General features: G+C 72.7%; 17 protein-coding genes. 10 read left to right on the top strand and 7 right to left on the bottom strand.

The window, feature by feature from the left end; genetic code table 11:
• Nucleotides 1-38: 38 nt before the first annotated feature.
• Together Bra3105_RS08500 and Bra3105_RS08495 are read right to left on the bottom strand one after the other, a co-directional pair.
• A complete protein-coding gene (locus Bra3105_RS08500) occupies nt 39-872 on the bottom strand; it encodes a hypothetical protein (RefSeq protein ID WP_228359445.1) in 834 nt (277 codons plus the stop codon).
• A 278-nt stretch (nt 873-1,150) separates the two neighbouring features.
• The gene (locus Bra3105_RS08495) at nt 1,151-2,086 is read right to left on the bottom strand and encodes an acyltransferase domain-containing protein (protein WP_267062416.1); all 936 of its coding nucleotides are present in this window, start codon (nt 2,084-2,086) and stop codon (nt 1,151-1,153) included.
• 782 nt (nt 2,087-2,868) lie between these two features.
• Between Bra3105_RS08495 and Bra3105_RS08490 the strand changes: the two genes are divergently transcribed.
• Entirely contained in the window at nt 2,869-4,233 is a 1,365-nt protein-coding gene (locus tag Bra3105_RS08490; RefSeq protein ID WP_228359444.1) for an aspartate kinase, read from the top strand.
• On the top strand, nt 4,230-5,345 hold the full coding sequence (locus Bra3105_RS08485) for an aspartate-semialdehyde dehydrogenase (RefSeq protein WP_228359443.1): 1,116 nt from the start codon (nt 4,230-4,232) through the stop codon (nt 5,343-5,345). Before Bra3105_RS08490 ends, Bra3105_RS08485 begins: the two co-directional genes overlap by 4 nt.
• A 75-nt stretch (nt 5,346-5,420) precedes the next feature.
• Here the strand turns inward: Bra3105_RS08485 and Bra3105_RS08480 are convergent, their stop codons facing one another.
• Together Bra3105_RS08480 and Bra3105_RS08475 are read right to left on the bottom strand one after the other, a co-directional pair.
• The gene (locus Bra3105_RS08480) at nt 5,421-6,134 is read right to left on the bottom strand and encodes a pentapeptide repeat-containing protein (RefSeq protein ID WP_228359442.1); all 714 of its coding nucleotides are present in this window, start codon (nt 6,132-6,134) and stop codon (nt 5,421-5,423) included.
• A 221-nt stretch (nt 6,135-6,355) separates the two neighbouring features.
• Entirely contained in the window at nt 6,356-7,408 is a 1,053-nt protein-coding gene (locus Bra3105_RS08475) for a hypothetical protein (RefSeq protein ID WP_228359441.1), read from the bottom strand.
• A 57-nt stretch (nt 7,409-7,465) separates the two neighbouring features.
• Here Bra3105_RS08475 and Bra3105_RS08470 point away from each other — a divergent pair, with 57 nt between their 5' ends.
• The gene (locus tag Bra3105_RS08470; protein WP_228359440.1) at nt 7,466-8,062 is read left to right on the top strand and encodes a TetR/AcrR family transcriptional regulator; all 597 of its coding nucleotides are present in this window, start codon (nt 7,466-7,468) and stop codon (nt 8,060-8,062) included.
• A 55-nt stretch (nt 8,063-8,117) separates the two neighbouring features.
• Here the strand turns inward: Bra3105_RS08470 and Bra3105_RS08465 are convergent, their stop codons facing one another.
• Nucleotides 8,118-9,191, bottom strand: coding sequence for an adenosine deaminase (locus Bra3105_RS08465; protein WP_228359439.1), 1,074 nt, complete (start codon nt 9,189-9,191; stop codon nt 8,118-8,120).
• 281 nt (nt 9,192-9,472) lie between these two features.
• Between Bra3105_RS08465 and Bra3105_RS08460 the strand changes: the two genes are divergently transcribed.
• Nucleotides 9,473-10,798 carry an arginine deiminase gene (locus Bra3105_RS08460; protein WP_228359438.1) on the top strand — a complete coding sequence of 442 codons (1,326 nt, stop codon included), beginning with the start codon at nt 9,473-9,475 and terminating at the stop codon, nt 10,796-10,798.
• A 23-nt stretch (nt 10,799-10,821) separates the two neighbouring features.
• On the opposite strand, the gene Bra3105_RS08455 is transcribed toward Bra3105_RS08460, so the two are convergent.
• Entirely contained in the window at nt 10,822-12,177 is a 1,356-nt protein-coding gene (locus Bra3105_RS08455) for a UDP-glucose dehydrogenase family protein (protein ID WP_228359437.1), read from the bottom strand.
• 336 nt (nt 12,178-12,513) lie between these two features.
• On the opposite strand from Bra3105_RS08455, the gene Bra3105_RS08450 reads away from it, so the two are divergent.
• Genes Bra3105_RS08450 through Bra3105_RS08440 form a run of 3 tightly spaced genes read left to right on the top strand, consistent with a single transcriptional unit; the run spans nt 12,514 to nt 14,133 of the window.
• On the top strand, nt 12,514-13,137 hold the full coding sequence (locus tag Bra3105_RS08450) for an RNA polymerase sigma factor (RefSeq protein ID WP_228359436.1): 624 nt from the start codon (nt 12,514-12,516) through the stop codon (nt 13,135-13,137).
• Entirely contained in the window at nt 13,134-13,712 is a 579-nt protein-coding gene (locus Bra3105_RS08445; RefSeq protein WP_228359435.1) for an Asp23/Gls24 family envelope stress response protein, read from the top strand. The genes Bra3105_RS08450 and Bra3105_RS08445 overlap by 4 nt, the downstream gene beginning before the upstream one ends.
• Nucleotides 13,702-14,133, top strand: coding sequence for a hypothetical protein (locus Bra3105_RS08440; protein ID WP_228359434.1), 432 nt, complete (start codon nt 13,702-13,704; stop codon nt 14,131-14,133). Before Bra3105_RS08445 ends, Bra3105_RS08440 begins: the two co-directional genes overlap by 11 nt.
• Before the next feature lie 400 nt (nt 14,134-14,533).
• Here Bra3105_RS08440 and Bra3105_RS08435 read toward each other — a convergent pair whose 3' ends face one another.
• Nucleotides 14,534-15,952, bottom strand: a complete 1,419-nt coding sequence (locus tag Bra3105_RS08435; RefSeq protein WP_228359433.1) for an MSCRAMM family adhesin SdrC — start codon at nt 15,950-15,952, stop codon at nt 14,534-14,536.
• A gap of 431 nt (nt 15,953-16,383) precedes the next feature.
• On the opposite strand from Bra3105_RS08435, the gene Bra3105_RS08430 reads away from it, so the two are divergent.
• Genes Bra3105_RS08430 through Bra3105_RS08420 form a run of 3 tightly spaced genes read left to right on the top strand, consistent with a single transcriptional unit; the run spans nt 16,384 to nt 21,474 of the window.
• Nucleotides 16,384-17,490, top strand: coding sequence for an AAA family ATPase (locus Bra3105_RS08430; RefSeq protein WP_228359432.1), 1,107 nt, complete (start codon nt 16,384-16,386; stop codon nt 17,488-17,490).
• Between the two features lie 13 nt (nt 17,491-17,503).
• The gene (locus Bra3105_RS08425; protein ID WP_228359431.1) at nt 17,504-18,844 is read left to right on the top strand and encodes a DUF58 domain-containing protein; all 1,341 of its coding nucleotides are present in this window, start codon (nt 17,504-17,506) and stop codon (nt 18,842-18,844) included.
• Nucleotides 18,841-21,474 carry a transglutaminase TgpA family protein gene (locus Bra3105_RS08420; protein WP_228359430.1) on the top strand — a complete coding sequence of 878 codons (2,634 nt, stop codon included), beginning with the start codon at nt 18,841-18,843 and terminating at the stop codon, nt 21,472-21,474. Before Bra3105_RS08425 ends, Bra3105_RS08420 begins: the two co-directional genes overlap by 4 nt.
• The last annotated feature ends 16 nt before the right edge of the window (nt 21,475-21,490 follow it).

Here is a 21,490-nt window from a genome sequence, read left to right as displayed (position 1 = left end):
GAAACGGACGAACACGGCATACCCGTGCGCCGGTGAGGTCACTCTTCCGGGTCGCTCGACCCCTTTTCAGACGCGGACTGCTTGTCAATTCTCTTCCCGGCCCGTTCAGCGACATCTGCAGCCACCGGGATACCGAATTGGTCCAAAATCGTGCTCGCCACTTCCGGGAGCTGAGCTGAAATAACAATCATAGCCGCGGTCCACATGAGCCAGACCAGCACGAATATGGTTTGGCGTGCAAGCTTACGCGTCATCCATGGACGCGACTCCGCGAGAGCGTCCGCGCCCTCCTCAATCGCAGACCGTAGATCATCATCTGACCCCAGACTTTCCTCAGCCGCCTCCACAACATCCGACTCGACCTCGCCAGATCTGATGTCTTCGGCGAGGCGGTCGAACCCGTCGAGGTCTGTAAAGTTGAGCTGTACACTCGAGGTCCTGTAAATCTTCTCAAGTGCCGACCTGAGTGACGGGGAAATAACATTGCTGGCAGTCTGTGCCTGCAGCTGCACGAGGCTTACGGCGGAGAATTTCAGCTGCTCAGCCCACTGTCGCTGCTGAGCTTCGATCTGACCCACGATCGGCTCCAGCATCTTCTTCGTGTCCAGCTGCTGCACCTCCAGCGCGCGCTGGACGCTCTCGATGAACGGGCTGCTGAGCTTCGTTGCCTCAACCACGGGCGCGAGCTGAGCCATCAGAGTCCTAGAGCTTGGCACGGCAGACTTTTGCGCCACCGACCGAACCTGGTCCTGGATGCGATCGAAGGACGCCAAGTAGGACGGAGTGGTAACCGAACGCAGCAGCGCGGCGACCTGCTCACCGGGCAGTCGAGGCCGATAAGCGTCTCCAGTGGGCACAACGTTCTTGTTCATGATCGAATCCTAGGTCCAGCGCGGCCGCAGGGCGACCGATTCAGCGATCCCGCGAACCGCTCCATAAACGGACGTTTATGACACAGTGCCACTGTCGTTCTGGGGTATACCCCACGAGGCAGATCTGTCGCAGAACTGCCGTTTTGGACCCTGTGGAACAGGGAAGACTACGGTCGCGTAACTGTTGCACAGGGTGTGCCTCAGCGTGACGGATCTGTGCCACTGAGGCGCGCCGATTTCGGGTGGGCGCGCAGTGCCTCTAGGACTGGAGCGAGAGGCTAGGCCCAGAGGATCCCGGTGGGCTTGTGCCAGTGGCGGCCGGCCCGAATGTGCTGAACGAAGGCTCTGTGCAGAGTAGTGCGCTGGGGAACGAGGTCCAGGACCTCTTCCGAGAGAGGGCCGGCATCAGGGGTAGGGAGTTGAAGTGCGAGGCGCATCATCTCTCGGTCGTCCTCCCAGACGTCAGCGCGCGGGGGAAGTGGAACGACGTTGAACCGACGTTGGAACTCGAGGGTGTTGCTGGCCTCAGGTAGGTACTCGCGCAACTGTGGGTCCATCATCCACGACACGCATACCAAAGCTGCCACCGGCTCTTCCGGGAAATGCGTGGCGAAGAACGAGGTGGCTCGGTCGAGCGAGTCATTGGCCTCTGTTGCCCGCAGGGGCCCGATCGGCGGAACGTGGATCTGCAGTGCCCAGCCGACCGGTCCATCGCCGAAAGCCATCTGTGCTCGAGTGAAGCTGAGGCGCCCCAGTTGGATGTCTACGCCGCAGAAGGACTGGGGAGGTCCCCACAGGGGGAACACCCCCACGCCGCGCTGCCCGGTCACCTTATAGTGGCCCGTCATCAGGTCGCCCAGGCCTCCTACGCTCGCGCGTGTTACAGGCTCAGGGATCCCCCGGCGGGCGTGTGTGGCGAGCAGATCGGGCACGACGCACAGTAGTGACCAGGCGTAGAGGAACATGCCCACGGGTCCGATGTCGCTGCCGATTGTGGGCCACGATGTGTATCCCTCCGGAGGGAGTGGTTTGTCCATCCTTTCCCGGAGCTCTGCGACCGTCGCGCCCAGCAGCCACCAGCAGTGCGGATGTAGATCCGACTCCGGGCGAGCATCAAGCATCGTCTTCTGGTCTAGTTCGCCCACGGAGCACAGTTCCATTAATTTTACGGCTTCCTCGTCGTTAGGAAGTACCAGCGGGGTTGGCTGAGGCATGGCAGAGAGGCGTGAAGCTGCGGCCGGACCCATGCGCAGAAATGTCGCTACCTCGGAGGGTTGGAAATCTCGTGTTGTCATGGCCTGAACCCAACTTCGGCTGAGCGCCCGGCCGCACGACTTCAGTGACGTATGCCACATAGCATCCGGCGCGGGATCAGTCGACAGATCGGGCGACGCCAGTGCGGCCGAACGGGGCGTGTCACTTTGGGGTATACCTCAACATGACCCCCGATCGGTACGGACCCGCGGTTCCCATCAGGGTCGTCGGTGGCGATTGGGCGACACATCTGCTCTGCTTCGTTTGCCAGGCACCTCACTGACACACATTCGTTGAGATCACGGGTGCCGTCGGGACGTTCCGCGCTCCGAGGGACGACTCTCGAATCGCTGAGGAGTCAGTGCGACCCTGCGTCATCTCCCGTGAGACCACTCCGCATTCCACACGTCGCCCGGCCCACTCCAGACCGCCTCGCCACTCCACCGCTCGCCCTCACGCGTCCGCTCCCCGGGCGAGCCCGTGCCTCGCCGGCCGTCGGATCGTAGAATCGTCGACGGGTCCGCGCGCCGCGGGCTCGCGTTCCGTGCCCACCGTCGGTCGCGCGCTCCCGGACCGACGGCAGCGCGCACCCGCGCACCCGCGCTGACCTGGTGGAACACGTGCGCCCCAACTGCTGCGCGGGATCGGACGGCCCGTCGGCCACCACTGGCCGACGATCCCGACGCCGACCGACCCCGTCACCGAGATGAACCCGTCACCGAGATGAAGGAGCCCGCACCCGATGAGCCTCGTCGTGCAGAAGTTCGGCGGTTCCTCCGTCGCCGACGCCGCCTCGGTGATCCGGGTGGCCTCCCGCATCGCCCAGTACGCGAAGGCCGGCCACGAGGTGGTCGTCGTGGTCTCCGCGATGGGCGACACCACCGATGAGCTCATCGACCTCGCCGAGCAGGTCACGCCGAACCCGCCGCCGCGCGAACTCGACATGCTGCTGACCGCCGGCGAGCGGATCTCGATGGCCGTCCTCTCGATGGCGCTGAATAACAGCGGCGTCGCCGCCCGCGCCTACACCGGCTCGCAGGCGGGCGTGATCACCGACGAGGTGCACGGCAAGGCCCTCATCCAGAAGGTCACGCCGGGCCGCATCCGCAGCGCGCTGGACGCCGGGAACGTCGCGATCGTCGCGGGCTTCCAGGGCGTCTCGCAGGGCACGAAGGACATCACGACCCTGGGCCGCGGCGGCTCCGACACCACCGCCGTCGCGCTCGCCGCAGCCCTGGACGCGGACATCTGCGAGATCTACTCCGACGTCGACGGCGTCTTCACCGCCGACCCCCGCATCGTCCCCAGCGCCCGCCGCGTCCCCGTGATCTCCTGCGAGGAGATGCTGGACCTCGCCGCCAACGGCGCGAAGATCCTCATGGGGCGCAGCGTCGAGTACGCCCGCCGCTACGGCGTCCCCCTCCACGTGCGCAGCTCGTTCTCCGGACGCCTGGGCACGATCGTCTCCGACGACGCCGAGCGCATGGTCCCCGTGGACCCCGGCGTCACCGTCCGCATCGCCGATGTGCCGCACCTGGATGCGGCCGACCCCAGCAAGGAGCTGTCCGTGGACACCACCGATCCCGGCCTCGAGGCGCCGATCATCTCCGGCGTCGCCCATGACCGCAGCGAGGGCAAGATCACCGTCGTCGAGGTGCCCGACCAGCCCGGCAAGGCCGCGCTGCTGTTCGACGTCGTCGCCTCCTCCGGCGCGAACATCGACATGATCGTGCAGAACTCCTCGACGACCGACGACACGGTCGCGATCTCCCTGACGCTCCCGGAGGCCGACTCCGACGTGGCCCTCGCCGCGATCGAGCGGGCGCGGGAGACGATCGGCTTCTCGGAGGTCCGCTACAACAACCAGATCGGCAAGGTCTCCGTGGTGGGCGCCGGCATGAAGTCCTCCCCGGGGGTCTCGGCTACGCTGTTCCGCTCGCTCGGCGAGGCCGGCATCAACATCGACATGATCTCGACCTCGGAGATCCGCATCTCCGTGGTCACCGACATCTCGCGGCTCGACGACGCCGTGCGCGTGATCCACACCGCCTTCGGCCTGGACGCCGAGCAGACGGAGGCCGTGGTCTACGGAGGGACCGGACGATGACCAGCACCGACACCACTCGCACCGCCGTCGACTTCTCCGGCACGCCCGGCTATGCGGCCGACGGGCCCGTGATCGGCGTCGTCGGCGCCACCGGCCAGGTGGGCCGCGTGATGCTCGCCCTCCTCGCCGAGCGCGCCCTGCCGCACTCCGCCGTGCGGGCCTTCGCCTCCGCGCGCAGCGCCGGCAGCACCGTGCGCTACGCCGGGCTCGACCTGGTCGTCGAGGATGCGGAGACCGCGGACCTCGAGACCTCGCCCGTGCACATCGCGATCTTCTCCGCGGGAGGCTCGACCTCGAAGGCCCTCGCGCCGCGGTTCGCCGCGGCCGGCGCGGTCGTGGTCGACAACTCCTCCGCGTGGCGCAAGGACCCCGAGGTGCCGCTGGTCGTCTCCGAGGTGAACCCCGAGGCGATCGCCGATCGGCCCCGCGGCATCATCGCGAACCCGAACTGCACCACGATGGCTGCGATGCCGGCGCTGAAGGCCCTGCACTCCGTGGCCGGCCTCGCGCGCCTCAAGGTCGCCACCTACCAGGCGGTCTCGGGCTCCGGCGTCGCGGGCGTGAAGGAGCTCGCCGCGCAGGTCCGCGCCGCCGCCGATCACCTCGAGGAGCTCGCCCTGGACGGCTCGGCGGTCGCGCTGCCCGCGCCCGAGACCTACGTGAAGCCGATCGCCTTCAACGCGCTCGCCTACGCCGGGAACCTCGTCGAGGACGGCTCGGGCGAGACCGACGAGGAGCAGAAGCTGCGCAACGAGTCGCGCCGCATCCTGAACCTCCCCGACCTGCCCGTCGCCGGGACCTGCGTGCGCGTGCCCGTGTTCACCGGCCACAGCGTCGCGATCCACGCGGAGTTCGACGAGGCGATCACCCCCGAGCAGGCCCGCGAGGCCCTCGCGGACGCGCCCGGCGTGACCCTCGAGGACGTCCCCACCCCGCTCGAGGCGGCCGGCAAGGACGGCACCTTCGTGGGCCGCATCCGCCAGGACCAGTCGGTGCCCGGCGGCAAGGGACTCGTGCTCTTCGCCGTCTCGGACAACCTGCGCAAGGGCGCGGCGCTCAACGCCATCCAGATCGCCGAGCTCGTCGCCGCGGAGCGCTCCGGCCGGGCCTGACGGACCTGACCGGCTCCGCCGTCGGCCCCGCCGTCGGCCCCGCGGGTCCGACGGGCTGGGCGGTCCCTGCCGCCGTCACCCGCTGACGCGGATCCCCAGGTGGGAGGCGAAGTCCTCCGCCCAGGCGGTCGCCTGCGCGACGGAGACGACGGCGCCGCGCATGCCGCCTATGCCCGCGAGCGTGCCCGTCTCCAGGCCGCGCAGGTCCACGTCCGCGAGGCGCGCGCCGGTGAAGGTCACCGTCTCGGCGCGGCAGTTCTCGAAGCGGACGCGCGTCGCGTCGGCCTCGCCGAGGTCGAGCTCCGTGAGCGTGCAGTCGCGGAGCACCACGTTGACCAGGTGCCCGCCGCGCAGGTTCAGCCAGTCCAGCTTGCAGCCCGTGAGGACGACCGAGTCGAGGTCGGCGTCGAACAGCTCGAGCGCGCCGATCCGTGAGGCCGTGACCTCCGCGCCGTGGAGGGTGGCCCGGCCCGCCTTCAGCGCAGGCGCGTTCAGGCGCCCGATGCGCACCTCGGTGAGACGGGCGTCCTGCAGGTCGGTCTCGTGGGCCATGACGTCGACCAGCTCGCACTCGTCGAGCGCGAGGCCGTGCAGGTCGAGGCCCGAGACGTCGGCCCCCTCGAACCGCAGCCCCTCCAGGGACGCGTAGGAGTCGAGGGCGTCGGTGGGGGAGTCCTCGAGATCCCGCAGCGCGAGCGGATCGATGCGGGGTGCGGCGACGGCGTCGGACGCACGGGCCGAGCGAGGCCGTGCGGAGGGCCGAGCGGGACGGGTGCTGCGGGAAGCCATCGAGGTCTCCTTCGGGTGTGTGCGAGAGCGCGGAGCCGTCGTGCGTCGGATCAGCGGCTCCCGATCGCGCGGCGCCGGACGGCCAAGCGGCCCCTTCCTGGGGATGCGAGCACGAGTGCCATCCTCCACCCTCCATTGGACATCCGGAGCGCCCAGCGGAGGGCCAGGACGCCCGGCGGAGGGCCGGGACGCCCCGCAGGCCGCTGTCGCGAGCGGGGCCGTCAGCGCAGCCCGAAGATCCTCACGAACATCGGGGTATCGATGAGGACGTGCGGAGCGATCGCGTGGTAGGCCCAGACGTGGGTCCAGGCGTTCGCGGTGCGCAGGGTGATGAAGGTCTTGAACATGCCCGGCCCCGTGTAGAACAGCAGCAGGTACAGCAGGGACATGGCCGCGTCCACGGGCGAGGCGAACGTCGTCCAGCCGTCGAAGAAGTGCATGAGCGCATAGGTCACGCCGCCCAGGACGACCGTCGCGGGGATCGAACCGGTCAGCCGCAGGTAGCGCGGGGCGAGGATGCAGTAGATGAAGACCATCGTGGGCAGCACCGTCCCGGCGAAGGACAGCGCGAAGGTGAGCGGGACGCCGAGCAGGAGCTGTCGGGCCCCGAGCGCCAGGATCGCCGCGTCGGAGGACAGCACCTGCACCGCGGATTCGACCAGGAGCACCACCAGGACGAGGACGATGTCAGCTCGGCGATCGGATGATCGCAGGCTCAGCTGCGTGGTGGTGTACCGGCGCCGGAAGACGAGGTAGGGGACCAGCGCGTAGGCGATGACGTTGTAGAGCGCCCAGCAGACGGCCTCGGCGGGCACGACGGGCTGCCCGGTGCTGATCACCATGCCGTCCAGATGGAATCCGAAGGCGTGCCATCCCATCAGTCGGCTCAGCGTGAAGCCGCCCAGCATCGCCGCCAGCCCGTACGCCAGCATGAGCGTCACCTCGCGGCGCGCTCGGGTGCGCGCGGGTGCGCGAGCCGAGATGTCCGGGACCCGTCGGCTCCGGGTCAGCAGGTGCACGATCGTCATCTGCACGAACACCTCCACGAACATCGCGTCGGTGAGCAGCACCTTGTCGACGGCCGGCGGCATCGCGAGCGAGGACGCGCGGAAGGGGAGATGCCCGCCGGCGAGGGCGAGCAGCGCGAGGTTGGCCCCCAGCCAGGCCGCTGTGGTGATCTGGACGCTGCGGCGGCGGAGCAGGTGGAGAGGACGGAAACTCTGCGGTGGGAGGAGCGGCGTCTCCGTCGGCGTCACCCCGGTCGGTGGGGCCATGACACACATAATACAACCGTACTATACGGATGTATAGGGCCTGTGTATCCTGGGGCGATGGCCGAGAACAGCGTGCGAGAGCGGGTCCTGGATTCCCTGCTCGACATCATCGCCGGGCGCGGGCTCGAGCGCGTCACCATCCGTGAGGTCGCTGCCGGAGCAGGAGTGTCTATCGGGTCCGTCCAGTACTACGCGCGCAGCAAGGAGGAGATGCTGCGCCTCGCCTTCGAGCACGTCATCGACAGCGCGCTCGCCCGCGCGGACGCGATCCCTCGTGAGGGTCATGTCGGCGAGGTGGTGCGCGCTGCGCTGCGCGAGTTCCTGCCGCTGGATGAGACGCGCATCCGGGAGACCCGGGTCTACCTCGCTTTCGCCGCGCGGGCACTGGTCGACCAGGCGCTGGCGGAGAGGCAGCAGGCGATCATGGGCAGGCTCCGCGCACTCGGCGCCGATGCCGTCCGCGTCGCGCAGGAGCGTGGCCAGGCGCTTCCGGGGGCCGATGCAGAGCTCTTCGGAATCGCGACCGTGGCGCTGCTCGACGGGCTGAGCCTGCAGCTGCTCACGGAGCCCGGAGGCATCGACGCCGCGACCGCGCTGCGCCTCGCCGACCTCCACGTCACGCAGGCCTTCCGGATGGACGGCGTGATGCGCTGAGCCGACCCCGCAGGTCGACGGGACGGCGCGCCGACTCACGGGCGCCGCGTCGGCCTCATGCGCGCCGCGCCGCCCGGAAGGCGGGCAGCACGACCTCGTCGCGCAGCGCGCGGCGCTGCTTCTCAGGGGCGAAGCCGGCATCGAGGCCTACGAGCGCGGCCTGCTCGATCTCGTCGAGCGCCCAGTCGAACGAGCCGACGATCCGCCCGAGCTCCCGACTGGTCCAGGTCCTGCTCATGAGGCGATTGTCAGAGCTGACGGCGACCTTCATCCCGGCCCGACGCAGCGCGTCGACCGGGTGCGAGGCCATGGTCGGGAACGCGCCGGTCTGCAGGTTCGAGCTCGGGCAGACCTCCAGCACCACGCCGTCGTCGCGGACGCGGCGGGCCGTCGGTCCGGCCTCGCCCGAGTCGATGTCGTCGATGAGACGCACGCCGTGGCCCAGGCGCTCGGCGCCGCAGTCCAGGGCGTCGGCGATCGAGTCGACGCCCGCCGCCTCCCCGGCGTGGATCGTCACGTGGACGCCGGCGGCGCGGGCCCGCTCGAGCTGCGGGCGGAAGCGGGAGGCGGGGAAGCCGTCCTCGGGACCGGCGAGGTCGATGCCGACGACTCCGTGGCCCCGGCGCGCGACCGCGAGGTCCACGATCTCCTCCCGCGGGGCGTTCTGGCGCATCTGGCAGAGGATCTGGCCGACCAGGATCCGCCCGCCCGACGCCTCGACCAGCGCGGCACCCTCGTCCAGGCCTGCCTGGACCGCCTCGACGGCCTCCTCCATGCTCAGCCCGCCCTCGAGGTGCTGCTCCGGGGCCCAGCGGGTCTCGGCGTAGACGACGCCGTCGGCCGCCATGTCCTCCACGAACTCACGCGCCACGCGGCGCAGGGACTCCGGGGTCTGCATCAGCTCGAGCACGCGCGCGAAGGTCTCGAGGTAGCGGGGGAGGGAACCCGAGTCCGCGGCCTCGGCGAACCAGTCGGCGATGCCCTCGGCGGTCGGCGCGGGCGACTCGATGCCCAGCTCGCGGGAGAGGCCGAGGACGGTCTGCGGGCGCACGCCGCCGTCGAGGTGGTCGTGCAGGACCGCCTTCGGCAGGGTGCGCAGGTCGAGATCGGAGGCGTCGGAGGCGGGCATCGCTTCTCCCGAGGGTGTGGTGGGGGATCGGACGGACCGGTGAGGTCGTGCAGGGGATCGGTGGGCAGCGGGTCCAGTATCCCCGCCCATTCCCCGGGCCCCTGTCGGGGTCCCCGGACGCCGGACGGTCGATGCGGTCTCGCCTCCGGCGAACTCCTCCCGATCCCGGCCCCGATGCGCGATCATTCCAGGAGCGCCCGACGTCCGAAGCCGTGCCCGACGGCGACGCCGACGCCGTGCCGCTCGGGGCCGAGCGGCGCCATCGATCCGTGGGAGGCACCATGCCCGAACGTCCTGTCGAGACCGCGCCCGGCGGCGCCCCGTCGGCCGATCCCTCCCGCGGCGGCGCCCCGTCGGCCGATCCCGCGCCCGCCCGCTCGGGCGTCCATTCCGAGGTGGGCCGGCTGCGGAAGGTGCTCGTGTGCCGGCCCGGGCTCGCCCATGAGCGGCTCACCCCGTCCACGAGCGACGAGCTGCTGTTCGACGACGTCATGTGGGTCGAGGCCGCCCAACGCGACCACGCCGATTTCGTGGAGACCATGACCTCGCGCGGTGTCGAGGTGCTCGAGCTGCACGACCTGCTCGGCGAGGCCATGGACATGCCCGAGGCCCGCACCTGGCTGCTGGACCGCAAGGTGATCGCCAATCGCGTGGGCCTGGGGCTCGTGGACGCGACCCGCAGCAGCCTCGACGCGCTCGACGGCCCCGAGCTCGCGCGCGTCCTCATCGGCGGCATGGCCACGACGGAGCTGCCCGCCGACCTGCGCACCGCCTACGCGAACCTGGCCCGCGAGTCCGTGGGCACCCCCGAGTACCTGCTGCCGCCGCTGCCCAACACCCTGTTCACGCGCGACACCACCTGCTGGATCGGCGACGGCCTCACCCTGAACCCGCTGTACTGGCCGGCCCGCAGGGACGAGACCCTGCTCATGCAGGCCCTCTACCGCTTCCATCCCGAGCTCTCCGGCTCGCGCGTGTGGTGGGGCGACGCCGAGCGGGACTGGGGACAGGCGACCCTCGAGGGCGGCGACGTGATGCCCGTGGGCAACGGGACGCTGCTGATCGGCATGAGCGAGCGCAGCTCCCGGCAGGCCATCACCCAGCTCGCCTCCGCGCTCTTCGTGGCCGGCGCCGTGGAGACGATCGTCGTCGCAGGGATGCCGCGGCTGCGGGCCGCCATGCACCTGGACACCGTCTTCACCTTCGCCGACCGCGACCTCGCGACCGTGCACCCGGCGATCGTCGACGGCATCCACGCCTTCACCATCCGCCCGGCCGACAACTCCCTGGGCATGGAGGTGCGCGACGAGGGGGATCGCCGCTTCGTGGACGTGGTCGCCGAGGCCATGGGCCTGAAGGAGCTGCGCACGGTCGCGACCGCGGGCGATCTCTACGCCTCCGAGCGCCAGCAGTGGGACAGCGGCAACAACGCCGTCGCCCTCGAGCCCGGCGTCGTCATCACCTACGACCGCAACACCCAGACCAATGCCGCCCTGCGCGACGCGGGCGTCGAGGTGCTGACGATCCGCGGCGCGGAGCTGGGCCGGGGCCGCGGCGGCGGGCACTGCATGACCTGCCCGATCGTGCGCGACCCCGTGGAGTGGTGAGGCTCGGCATCGACCGGTGAGGGTCAGCGCCGGCCGAGCCCGGACGCGTCCCAGCCGGCCCGTCGCCACGCCCCGAGATCCAGCACGTTGCGGCCGTCGATGAGGCGCCGCGCGGCGACGAGCGTGCCGACCCGCGCGGGATCGAGGTCCCGGTAGAGCGGCCATTCGGTGAGCAGCAGCACGAGCTCGGCCCCCGCGAGGGCCTCCTCGACGTCCTCGATCGCGTGCAGAGAGGGGAAGCGGGCCCGCACGTTCGCGAGCGCGGCCGGATCGGTGATGGACACGTCCGCCCCCTCGCCGACCAGGCGCACCGCGATGTCCAGGGCGGGGGAGTCGCGCACGTCGTCCGTGTCGGGCTTGAAGGCGGCGCCGAGCACCGCCACCCGTCGGCCCTCGAGGCTGTCGCCGAGGGCGGTGCGGGCGCGGCGCAGCATGTACTCCCGCCGCCCCGTGTTGATCGCGTCGATGTCGCGCAGGAACGCGAAGGAGTCCACAGCCCCGAGCTCCCCGGCCCGGGAGATGAGGCCCCGCAGGTCCTTGGGCAGGCAGCCGCCGCCGAAGCCCACGCCCGCGCGCAGGAACTTCCGGCCGATCCGGTCGTCCATGCCGATCGCCTCGGCGACGTCGGCGACGTCCGCGCCGGTGATGTCGCACAGCTCGGAGATCGCGTTGATGAAGGAGATCTTCGTGGCCAGGAACGAGTTCGCCGAGACCTTCACGAGCTCGGCCGATTCCAGCGAGTACACCTTCCGCGGGATGCTCGTGGCGAGCATCGGCGCGTACACGCGGTCCAGCAGGGCGACCTCGTGCTCGGCCTCGGCACCCGTGGGATCGGCGAGCCCGTAGACGAGCCGGTCGGGGCGCAGGGTGTCGGAGACCGCGAAGCCCTCGCGCAGGAACTCCGGGTTCCACACCACTGTGGTTCCGGGAATGCCGGCCACGCGCGCGTGGAGATCGCGGGCAGTGCCCACCGGCACCGTGGACTTCCCGGCGATCAGGGTGCGCGTCCCGTTGCGCGCCGCGAGCAGCGGGACCAGGGAGTCCAGCGCCGAGTCGATCATGCCGAGGTCCGCTCCCAGACCGTCGGCCCGCTGCGGCGTGCCCAGCGCCAGAAAATGGACGTCGACCCCGGCGAGATCGGCGTAGTCCGTGGTGAAGGAGAGACGACCGGAGGCCACGGTGCGCGCGAGCAGTTCGGCGAATCCCGGCTCGTGGAACGGCGGACGCGCCGCGCTCAGGGCGGCGACCCGCTGCGCATCCACGTCGAGCCCGATCACGCGATGCCCCAGCTCGGCCATGGCGGCCGCGTGGACGGCGCCGAGATATCCGCAGCCGATCACGGAGACCGTGAGGGGCGGGAGAGATCCGGGAGTGTTCACAGGTCAGGGGCCTCTCGCCGTCGGGACGGGGATGATGCGCACGACCAGGGTGCCCGGCCCTCATGGAGCGGGTGGGAAGCCGCCGGTGACGGTCGTCCGGCGCGCACGTGAACTCTCGCGTCACGAGCTGTGGTGCACATCACCGGTTCGAGGTGTGAGGATCGGGCGTGAGGTGACGTCCTTCCCGTGGTGCCTCTCGCGATGAGTCCTTCGGGGCGGGTCGCGGCGGGCCCGGGCCGGCCGGCAGGACGGCCGGTGGAGCGGTCGACAGGCCGGCCGACGGAACGGCCGGCACGACGGCTTGCAGGACCAGGACGAACGATGAAGGAGCGGCGGGTGAGCGAGGCCTCCCAGGAGCGGCGCATGGATGAGCGCACCCTCGTGCTGCGCGCCCAGGACGGCGACGTCGACGCCTTCGAGGTGCTCATCGACCGGCATCAGTCCGCGCTGCTGCGCCTGGCATCGGCGACGCTGCGCAACCGCGCCGACGCCGAGGACGTGGTCCAGGAGACCCTGCTGACCGCGTGGCGGCGCCTGCACCTGCTGCAGGACCCGGACGCGTTCCGGTCCTGGCTGCTGCAGATCTGCGCCCGGCGGTCCACGGACGTGGTGCGGCGCAGCGCGCGGCGCGGCACGGACCCGCTCGCCCCCGAGGACTTCCCCGAGCAGCCGGGCGTGGGCGGGAGCGTGGGCGCCGTCGGCTCCGGCAGCGGCGCGACGAACGCGGGTGGCCACGGCGACCCGTTCGACGCGGTCGTGGTCGATGCCCAGATGCGCACGCTGCGCCAGCTGCTGGACGGGCTCGAGGAGAGCCAGCGGGAGTGCTGGGTGCTGCGCGAGATCGACGGCCTGGGCTATGCGGAGATCGCCTCCGCCCTGGACCTGCCGGAGTCCACCGTGCGCGGCCGCCTGGCCCGTGCCCGCGCGCACATCATCGCGAGGATGGAGGAGTGGAGGTGAGCATGCAGACGCCTCATGAGCCGGAGGAGAGCGAGCAGGGCGCGACCGTCGAGCACGAGCTGCCCGTCGAGACCGCGGAGCAGTCGGCCGCGTACGACAGCCTGATCCGCTCGGCCCACCAGGAATGGGCGGAGCTGGAGAAGTCCGGCGACCCCAGCGTGTCCGTGTCCTCCGGGGCGCTCGCCGCGCTCAAGCGGTCCGTGCGCGCCGAGGTGCGCCGGGGTGCGCAGGTCGCGGTCCCGCCCACGCGGCGCGGACCGATGTCGGTCTCCGAGCTGACCCTGCACACGGTGCTGCGACGGGCCGTGGACACGGTGCCGGACGCGCGCAGCCTGCGCGCCCGCGTCGAGTACGAGGAGGAGGACGCCGCTTCGCACGGCGGCCGGTCCGGCGAGAGGGGGATGCCGCGCGCGGTGACGCTGCGGATCTCCGTCCAGCTGGGCAGCCCCGGCGCGCGCGACCTCGTGCGCCTGGCCGAGGACGTCCGCGGCGCCGTCGCGACCGCCCTGCGCCGCGACCTCGGCATCGACCCCGACCGCATCGACGTGCACATCGAGGACCTCCATGACCAGTGACAGCACCCGCGTCAGTGACAACACCCGCATCAGTGAGAGCACCCGCATCGGCGACGACGCCCCCGCCGCGGCCGGCGCGACCGGCCGAGCCGGAGAGCGCGCGAGCAGGAGCAGCACCGGCGTCCTCACCGACGACCTCGTGCAGGCCGTGCTCGCCGTGCCGGGCGTCGGTGGTCTCGAGCCCGGCGTGACGAGCACGCTGCGGGCCCTCGACGCCCGGCTGCGGCGCCGGCCCGACGCCGTCGCCCGCTACGGCCTGCACCTCGAGGAGGCGCAGGCCCGGGTGGTCGTCGAGGTGGGGCTGCGCACCCAGGAGCCGCTGCGGCAGGTCGTCGAGGACCTCCAGGCCACGGTCTCCGAGGTGCTCGAGGACGCCGGCCACGGTGACCTCGAGGTGCTGGTGCGCGTGCAGTCCGCCTGAGCTGCAGTCCGCCGGAGGAGAGCGGACACACAGGAGTCCGTCGCCTGCTCGCAGGGGGTGCGAGCGGCGGCGGCAGGCACGGGTCCATGCGGACGCGCGGGTGTGCGCGTCGGATCGGACCCGGCCATTTCCGGGGGGAGTGCCCGGTGCTCGGGGGAGCACCGGGCGCTCGGGGGATTCCCGTGGACACGGGATGCCACTCGGAACCGGGGGAGCCCCGGACACCGGGGCAGCGAGGGGACCAGGACCCGCGAGGGGATCGAGGGAGAACAGGGCTCTCGGCGCGCAGGTGGGCGTGCCGGGGGCCCTGAGTCATGCTCGGGCGACGGGCGACGGGCGACGGGCGACGGGCGACGGGCGACGGGCGACGGGCGACGGGCAGATGGGCCGACGGGCCGGGTCAGCGGCGGGCGCGGCGGCCGTGGCCGCTGGCCGCGGCGCTCCGGCGCCGCAGCACCACGACGGCGGCGCCCACGGCGCCCAGCAGCACGAGCCCCGCACCGCTGATGGCGAGGGCCGGGCCGACCCCGGCGCCCTCGCGTGCGGACGCCGCGCGCGCCTCCGCGTCCTGCGCGTCCCCGTCGCCTCCACCGGAGGAGGAGACGGGGTGCCCGTCGGCCGAGCGGCCGTCGCCGTCGGCGCTCTGATCCCCGGTCGAGCCGTCGTCCGTGTCGCTCGCGGACCCGGCGTCCTCTCCGTGGTCCGGGTCAGCCTGCGCATCATCGGCCGTGCCGCGCGAGGAGTCGTCCGACGCCGTGCCGCTCGAAGTTCCTGATCCGGAGCCCTCGGCGCGCTCGCCGTCGTCCGCGTCGGACCCTGCGGCTCCCGCGCCGGACGAGTCGTCGCGGCCCGAGGCGCTCGAGGAGCCATCGGACCGGTCGGCGCCGGATCCGTCCTCGGCCGCGTCCGCGCTGTCGGGGCCAGCGGAGCCTGCGTCGTCCCCGCTCTCGTCGCTCGAGGCGCCCGCACCGGAGGACGAGCCCCGACCCGAGCCCGCATCCTGCGAGGCCGAGTCGTCGGAGGCGTCGCCGGAGCCGTCGCCGCTGGTGTCATCGGAGTCGTTCGTGCTGCCGGAGTCACCGGAGCCGTCCGACGTGCTGGAGCCGCCGGACGAGGAGTCGTCGGACCCGTCGGCGTCGCCCGCGCCGCCCGAGTCCGCGTCACCCGAGTCCTCGCCGGCCGAGGAGCCCCCGCCGCTCGAGGACCCCGAGCCCGTGCCGTAGTCATCGTCGGAGTCGTCCGCGCCGGAGGACCCGGAGCCCGAGGAGCCGTCGTCGCCGGAGCCGCTGCCCGAGTCCGAGCCATCGTCCTCGCCGTTGCCGTTGCCGCTGCCACTGCCGCTGCCGCCGGCGTCCGACGCCCCCGATCCGCTGCCCGCGTCGTCGGAGCCTCCGTCGGCCCCGTTCCCGGACCCGTCGGACCCGCTGCCATCGGTCCTCGACGCGTCGTCCCCGCCGACGTGCACGCGCACCGAGCCGGACTCGCTGCTGTCGCGGCCCTCGAGGGTGATGCGCACGTCGCCGGAGTCGGGGAGCGCGACGCGCGTGCGGACCGTGCCGTCGGGCTCGACGGCGACGGGGCCCGTGGTGGTCGTGCGGTCGCCCACGATGTTCACGTCGACAGAGGTCGTGGAGTCGGAGAAGCCGCAGGCCTGCACCTGGACGCTGTCGCCGGGGGAGACGTCCTCCGCGTCCGCCACCACGGTGAGCGCGCTGCACACCGCGGGGAGCTGCGCGGCCTGGGCCTGGGCGGGCAGGAGCAGGCAGGGGAGCAGCACCGCGGCGCCCACGGCGCCGATGCGGCGTCGTCCCTGGGGCACGTGGTCGTCCTCCTCGCGGGCGGTCCTGGCCCTGTGCTGCTCGACTGCTGATGGCTGTGCGGCTCCTGGCCGCTGCGTCCCGGTCCGTGCCGGGCGGATCCGCCGGCGGCGGCTCGTGGCCGCCGATTCCGGCTGTGCCGCGCCTGTGGCGCGACTGCGCGGTGCGTGTGCACCGCCCGGGAACCCTGGTCGGCCCGCGGGCCGCTCCGTAGAATCTATGAACAGGACAGCATCCGTGCGCGTCGGACCGGGCCAAGGTCTGGCAAACATGTGGTCCGGGTCCATGCATGCCTGTGCATCGGCGCACGGATGGGTGCGTGGGACGGTCCGCAGTGGTCGACTGTGCGCTTCGTGCCCGCCCCGCGGGCCCCGGCCCCGGTCGGGACGCGACGTCGCGCGGAGCGTCCGGCGTCCGCGAACGAGGAGAGCAGATGACACAGAGCCCGATGAGGACCGCGGACACCCCCGCACCCGACGGCACCGGCCCCACGGGCCGCCGTCGGGCGACCGGCGCGTCCGACGGGACCGGCAGCACGCTCACGTCCGACGCGGCGGGCGCCTCCGACACCCCGCTCTCCCCGGCCACGCTCGAGGAGATCGCCGGTACCGCGCGCGACGTCGTCGACGAGATCTCGACGGTCGTCGAGGGCAAGGCCGACGCTGCGTCGCTCGCCGTGATGGTGCTGCTCGCCGGCGGCCACGTGCTCGTCGAGGACGTCCCCGGCACCGGCAAGACCATGCTCGCGAAGTCCCTGGCCGCGGCGCTCGGCGCAGACCGCCACCGCATCCAGTTCACGCCTGACCTGCTCCCCGGCGACGTCACCGGTGCGAGCATCTTCGACCAGGCCGCGGGCCGCTTCGAGTTCCGGCCGGGCGCCGTGTTCACGCAGGTGCTGCTCGCCGACGAGATCAACCGCGCTTCCCCGAAGACCCAGTCCGCGCTGCTCGAGGCGATGGAGGAGCGGCAGGTCAGCGTCGACGGCCAGACCTACGCCCTGCCCGAGCCGTTCATGGTGGTCGCGACCGCGAACCCCGTCGAGATGGAGGGCACCTACCGCCTGCCCGAGGCGCAGCGCGACCGCTTCCTCGCCCAGATGACCATGGGGTACCCGGTGGCCTCGGCCGAGGCGCGCATGCTCTCCGCCCAGGCCGGGCCCGTGCCCGACGGCGACCGCGAGCTCGTGGACTCCGTGCGCGCCCGCACCGATCCCGCGACGATCGCCGCGTACGTGCGCGCGATCCGCCGGGTGCATGCCGCGCCCGCACTCGTCGAGTACGCGGTGCGCCTCGCGGCCGCGACCCGGGAGCATCCGCGCAGCGTGCTGGGCGCCTCGCCGCGCGCCGGCGTGCACCTGCTGCGCGCCGCGAAGGCGCATGCGGCGATGGGCGCCCGAGGCTTCGTCGAGCCCGGCGACCTGCGCGCCGTGATCGGCCCCGTGTGGCGCCACCGCCTGCACCTCAGCCCCGGGGCCCTGTCCCGCGGCGCCACGGCCGACGACGTGCTCGAGGACGTGCTCGCGCAGGTCCCGGTGGCCTGATGAGGAGCGCATGATGGCGGCCGCGACGACCGGAGCCGTCGGCGTGACGGGTGCGGCCGGGGCGTCGAGCGCTGTCGGCGCGGCGGGCGCCGCGAGCGCCCGCGCCCGGGGCACCCGGATCCGGCCGACGGCCCGCGGCGCCTGCCTGCTGGTCGTCGCCGTGCTGCTGTGGGCGGGCGGGGAGATCACCGGTCTCGCCGCCGGCCGCCTGATCGGCATCGCCCTCGTGCTCGCCCTGCTGCTGTCCCTGGCCGCGGTGCTCCTGCTGCGGATCGGGCTCGGGCTCTCGCGGCGCGTGCTCGACGACGCCGTGACCGCGGGCGCCCCCGCCCGCGTCGACCTTCGCCTGCTGCCCACCGCGCTCGCCGCCCGCGTGCCGCTGGGCAGCGGGACCGTGACCGCGCAGCTGCCCGCGGGCCTCGGCGGCCCCGGCGACCTCCGCCTCGCCCCGCGCATGCCCCACCACGTGCAGGTGGGCGGGCGCGGCATCCACGAGCTCGGCCCCTGCCTGATCCGGCTGCGCGACCCCTTCGGCCTCCTGCAGCTCAGCGCGCGCATCGAGCTGCCCGGCCGCATCGTCGGCCTGCCCGTCGTCGAGCCCGTGGACGACGCCGGCACCAGCCGGATCGGCATCGGACGGCGCGACCTCGAGAGCACCGGCGCGGCGATCGGGAGCGGAGAGCTCGGCGTGATCCCGCGGCCCTACGCCCCGGGCGACGACATGCGCCGCATCCACTGGCGGGCGAGCGCCCGCGCCGGACGGCTGATGACCCGCGAGGAGGAGCCGCCCCGCAGCGAGGGCGCGGTGATCGTGCTGGACACGCGCCTGCCGCGCGACGCCGAGGGCGACGAGGTGGGCGCCGAGCGCCGCGACCCGGTGCAGGACAGGATCCTCGATCACGCCGCATCCCTGCTGGTCAGCCTCGCCTCCCACGGATGGGAGACGCGGGTCGTGGACGCCGACGGCGACGAGATCACCCGCATGGTCGGACGCGCCGGCGGGGCCTCGCCTCTCGATGCGGAGGCCGGCGCGATCGGCGTGCGCGCCGCCCTCATCGACCTCGCGGGCGTGGGCTTCGGCGACGCCCCGCAGGAGCGCGGGAAGCCCGTCGCCCTCGACCACGCCTCGGGCCGCGTGGACCTCGCGATCGCACTCGGCCCCGACCACGGCGACCCCTTCGGCGCCCTCGAGCTGGACCGCTTCGCCGCCCGCGCCCCGCAGCGCACCGCGATCGCCGTGCGCCCCGCCGCGGCCGGCGACGAGCGCGTGCGCAGCGCCCACGACGGCACCTGGCTGCGCCTGGACGCCCCGGCCGACGCCCGCCTCGGCGACGTCCTCGAGGCCGGATCATGAGCGCCCCCGCCCCCGCCGGCGCGACCGCCGCCTCGACCGACTCCGGGAGCCGCGGGTCGGGGGCTCAGGCGGCCACCCGCACGCGTACGCCCGGCGAGGCCCTCCGCGACAGGTTCATGTCGCGCCCCGTGCGGATGAGCCTCGTGCTCGCCGTCGCGGTGGTGCTCGCCGCCATCCCGCTCTCACAGCTGCTCGACGGCGCCGACTGGTTCACCCTGCCGCTGGGCTCGGCGGTCGTCGTCGGCGGCCTCGGGGCGATCGTGCGGGCCTTCAGCCCGCGTCGGATGCGCGCCCTCCCCGTGCAGGTCGTGGGCCTGATCCTGCTGTGCGTGGGGGTCGAGGCGGCCACCGGTGCGCTGCCCGTGGGCAGACCGGCGGCCCTCGTGACCGGGCAGGTGGACGTGATCCGCCAGGGCGTGAGCATCCTCTTCCAGGCGCAGGCGCCTCTGGTCCTGGCGCCCTCCTCGCGCATCGTGGTGCTCGCCCTCATCGGGCTCGTGGTCCTCGCGCTGGACATCCTCTGCGTCGAGGGCGGCTGGCACATGGTCACCGCGCTGATCCTGCTGGGCTTCATGCTCGTGCCCGCCCTCATGCGGCCCGACGGCGGCGGCTTCGCGAGCAGCGTCGGCCCGATCCTCGCCGCGCTCGCCGTCCTCGCCGTGAGCGGCCTGCCGGATCGCCTCGGCCCGCGCGGACCGCGCGGCCCGCGCGGCCCGCGTGGACAGAGGGCCGACGGGGGCGAGGAGGCGCAGCACGGCGCGGCTCGTCCCGCCGGTCCCGGCGCCGCCGGGGACCGCATGGGCCGACGCGCCGCGCTCGGCCTGATCGGCGCGGGCGCGGTGGCGGTCGCGACGCCGGCGGTCTCGGCCGTGCTGCCGCGCGCCCAGGACCCCGTGTTCCCGATCGACCTCGACCGCATCAACGCCTGGCAGGGACGCGCCGGGGCGCTCGGCGGGGCGATGATCGACGACTCCGTGTCCGTGCGCCGCAATCTCATGCAGGGCCGCGAGCGCGAGATGCTGCGCATGACGACGGACGTGGCGCAGCCCGGATACCTGCGCCTGCAGGCGCTCACCCAGTTCGACGGCCAGAGCTTCCAGGCCGGGAAGCAGCGCGGATCGACCTCCCGGACCACCTCGGAGTCGTTCTCCGACCGCCGCCTGGCGTCGTCGCGACCCGACGGCGACCCCGTCTACGACCTGCACGTCACCGAGCTGATCGGCGACCGCCTGCCCACGCCGTTCCCGATCCGCTGGACCGACGCCGGGGACTCCACCGAGCTCGCGCGCACGGGCGCCAGCAACGGCGAGCTCGTGGTCGACGGGGGAGCCCGGGACCTCTCCGGCATGCGCTACTCGGTCGCCGTGGACGACACCTCCTTCGGCCCCGACGAGCTGCGCGACGTCTCCGACGCGGACATGCGCATCCCGTACGACAACGGGTACGTGAACGTCAGCTCGACCCCGTCGATCCACGCGCTCGCCACCGAGATCTCGCAGCAGGCCGATTCCGAGGCCGCCTACGACGTCGCCACCGAGCTCGCCGCCTACTTCCACGAGAACTTCGAGTACTCGCTCACGGTCACCTCGAAGCCCGGCGAGAACCCGATCGACGCCTTCCTCGCCGAGCGCGTGGGCTACTGCGAGCAGTTCGCCGCCACGTTCGCCCTGGTCATGAACGACCTGAGCTTCCCCACACGCGTGAGCATCGGCTTCACCGCGGGCGATGTCGACGGGGACGCGCGCACCATCACCAACCACCACGCGCACGCCTGGCCCGAGACCTGGTTCGGCCCCGACCACGGCTGGGTGCGCTTCGAGCCCACGCCCGCCGCGGCCGACAACGGCGTCTCGACCCCGACCTTCGCCACGGACACGCCCGACCCCGACGAGAGCGCCGAGGACACCCCCAGCAGCGAGGCGACGCAGGCCGAGGACACCACGAGCGCCGACGAGGAGACCACCGAGGCCGACACCACCACGGAGGACACGACCGCATCGAGCGAGAGCAGCTCCGCGAGCGACGACGGCGCGGGCCCCGCCGCCGCCGTCCCCTGGTGGGGCTGGGGCCTGGGCGGCGTCGGCGTCGCCGGAGCCCTCGTCGGCGGAGGGGCGCTCGCCCGCTCGGGCGTGCGGCGCCGTGCGCTGGCCGCCCGCGAGCAGCGCTGGGCGCAGCTGGACGCGTCGCAGGCCGCCGAGCTCGCCTGGACGGACGTGGTGCGCGCCGTCGACTACCGCGCGTGGGCACTTCACCTGCTGGGCTGGACCCGGCTCTACGGCAAGGATCCGGTGGTGCTCGAGCTCGATGCGGCGCTGCCGCCCGGCGAGGCGCTGACCCGCCTGCTGGACGACGCGGAGGCGGCGGGCCTGGAGGTGCCCGAGGGGACCCGCGAGGCGGCAGCGCGGATCGCTGCGGCGGTCACGACGGCGCGGTACGCCCCCACGCCGACGGCGGGGGACACGACCTCAGGGAAGGCGGGAGCCGCGGAGCAGGGCGAGGCCGATCCCGAGGGCGAGGGCCCTCGGGGCCGGCGGGAGGCGCAGGGCCTGCGCGAGGATGCGGATGCGGTGCGTGCCGTGGTGCTCTCCCGCGCCCAGTGGCGCCCCGGAAGCGACGATCTCCGGGATTGATGCCTCGTCGCTGCCG

It is taken from the genome of Brachybacterium halotolerans subsp. kimchii (assembly GCF_020792675.1).
Lineage (GTDB): Bacteria > Actinomycetota > Actinomycetes > Actinomycetales > Dermabacteraceae > Brachybacterium > Brachybacterium halotolerans.
This window is presented reverse-complemented; position numbering and strand designations above follow the sequence as displayed.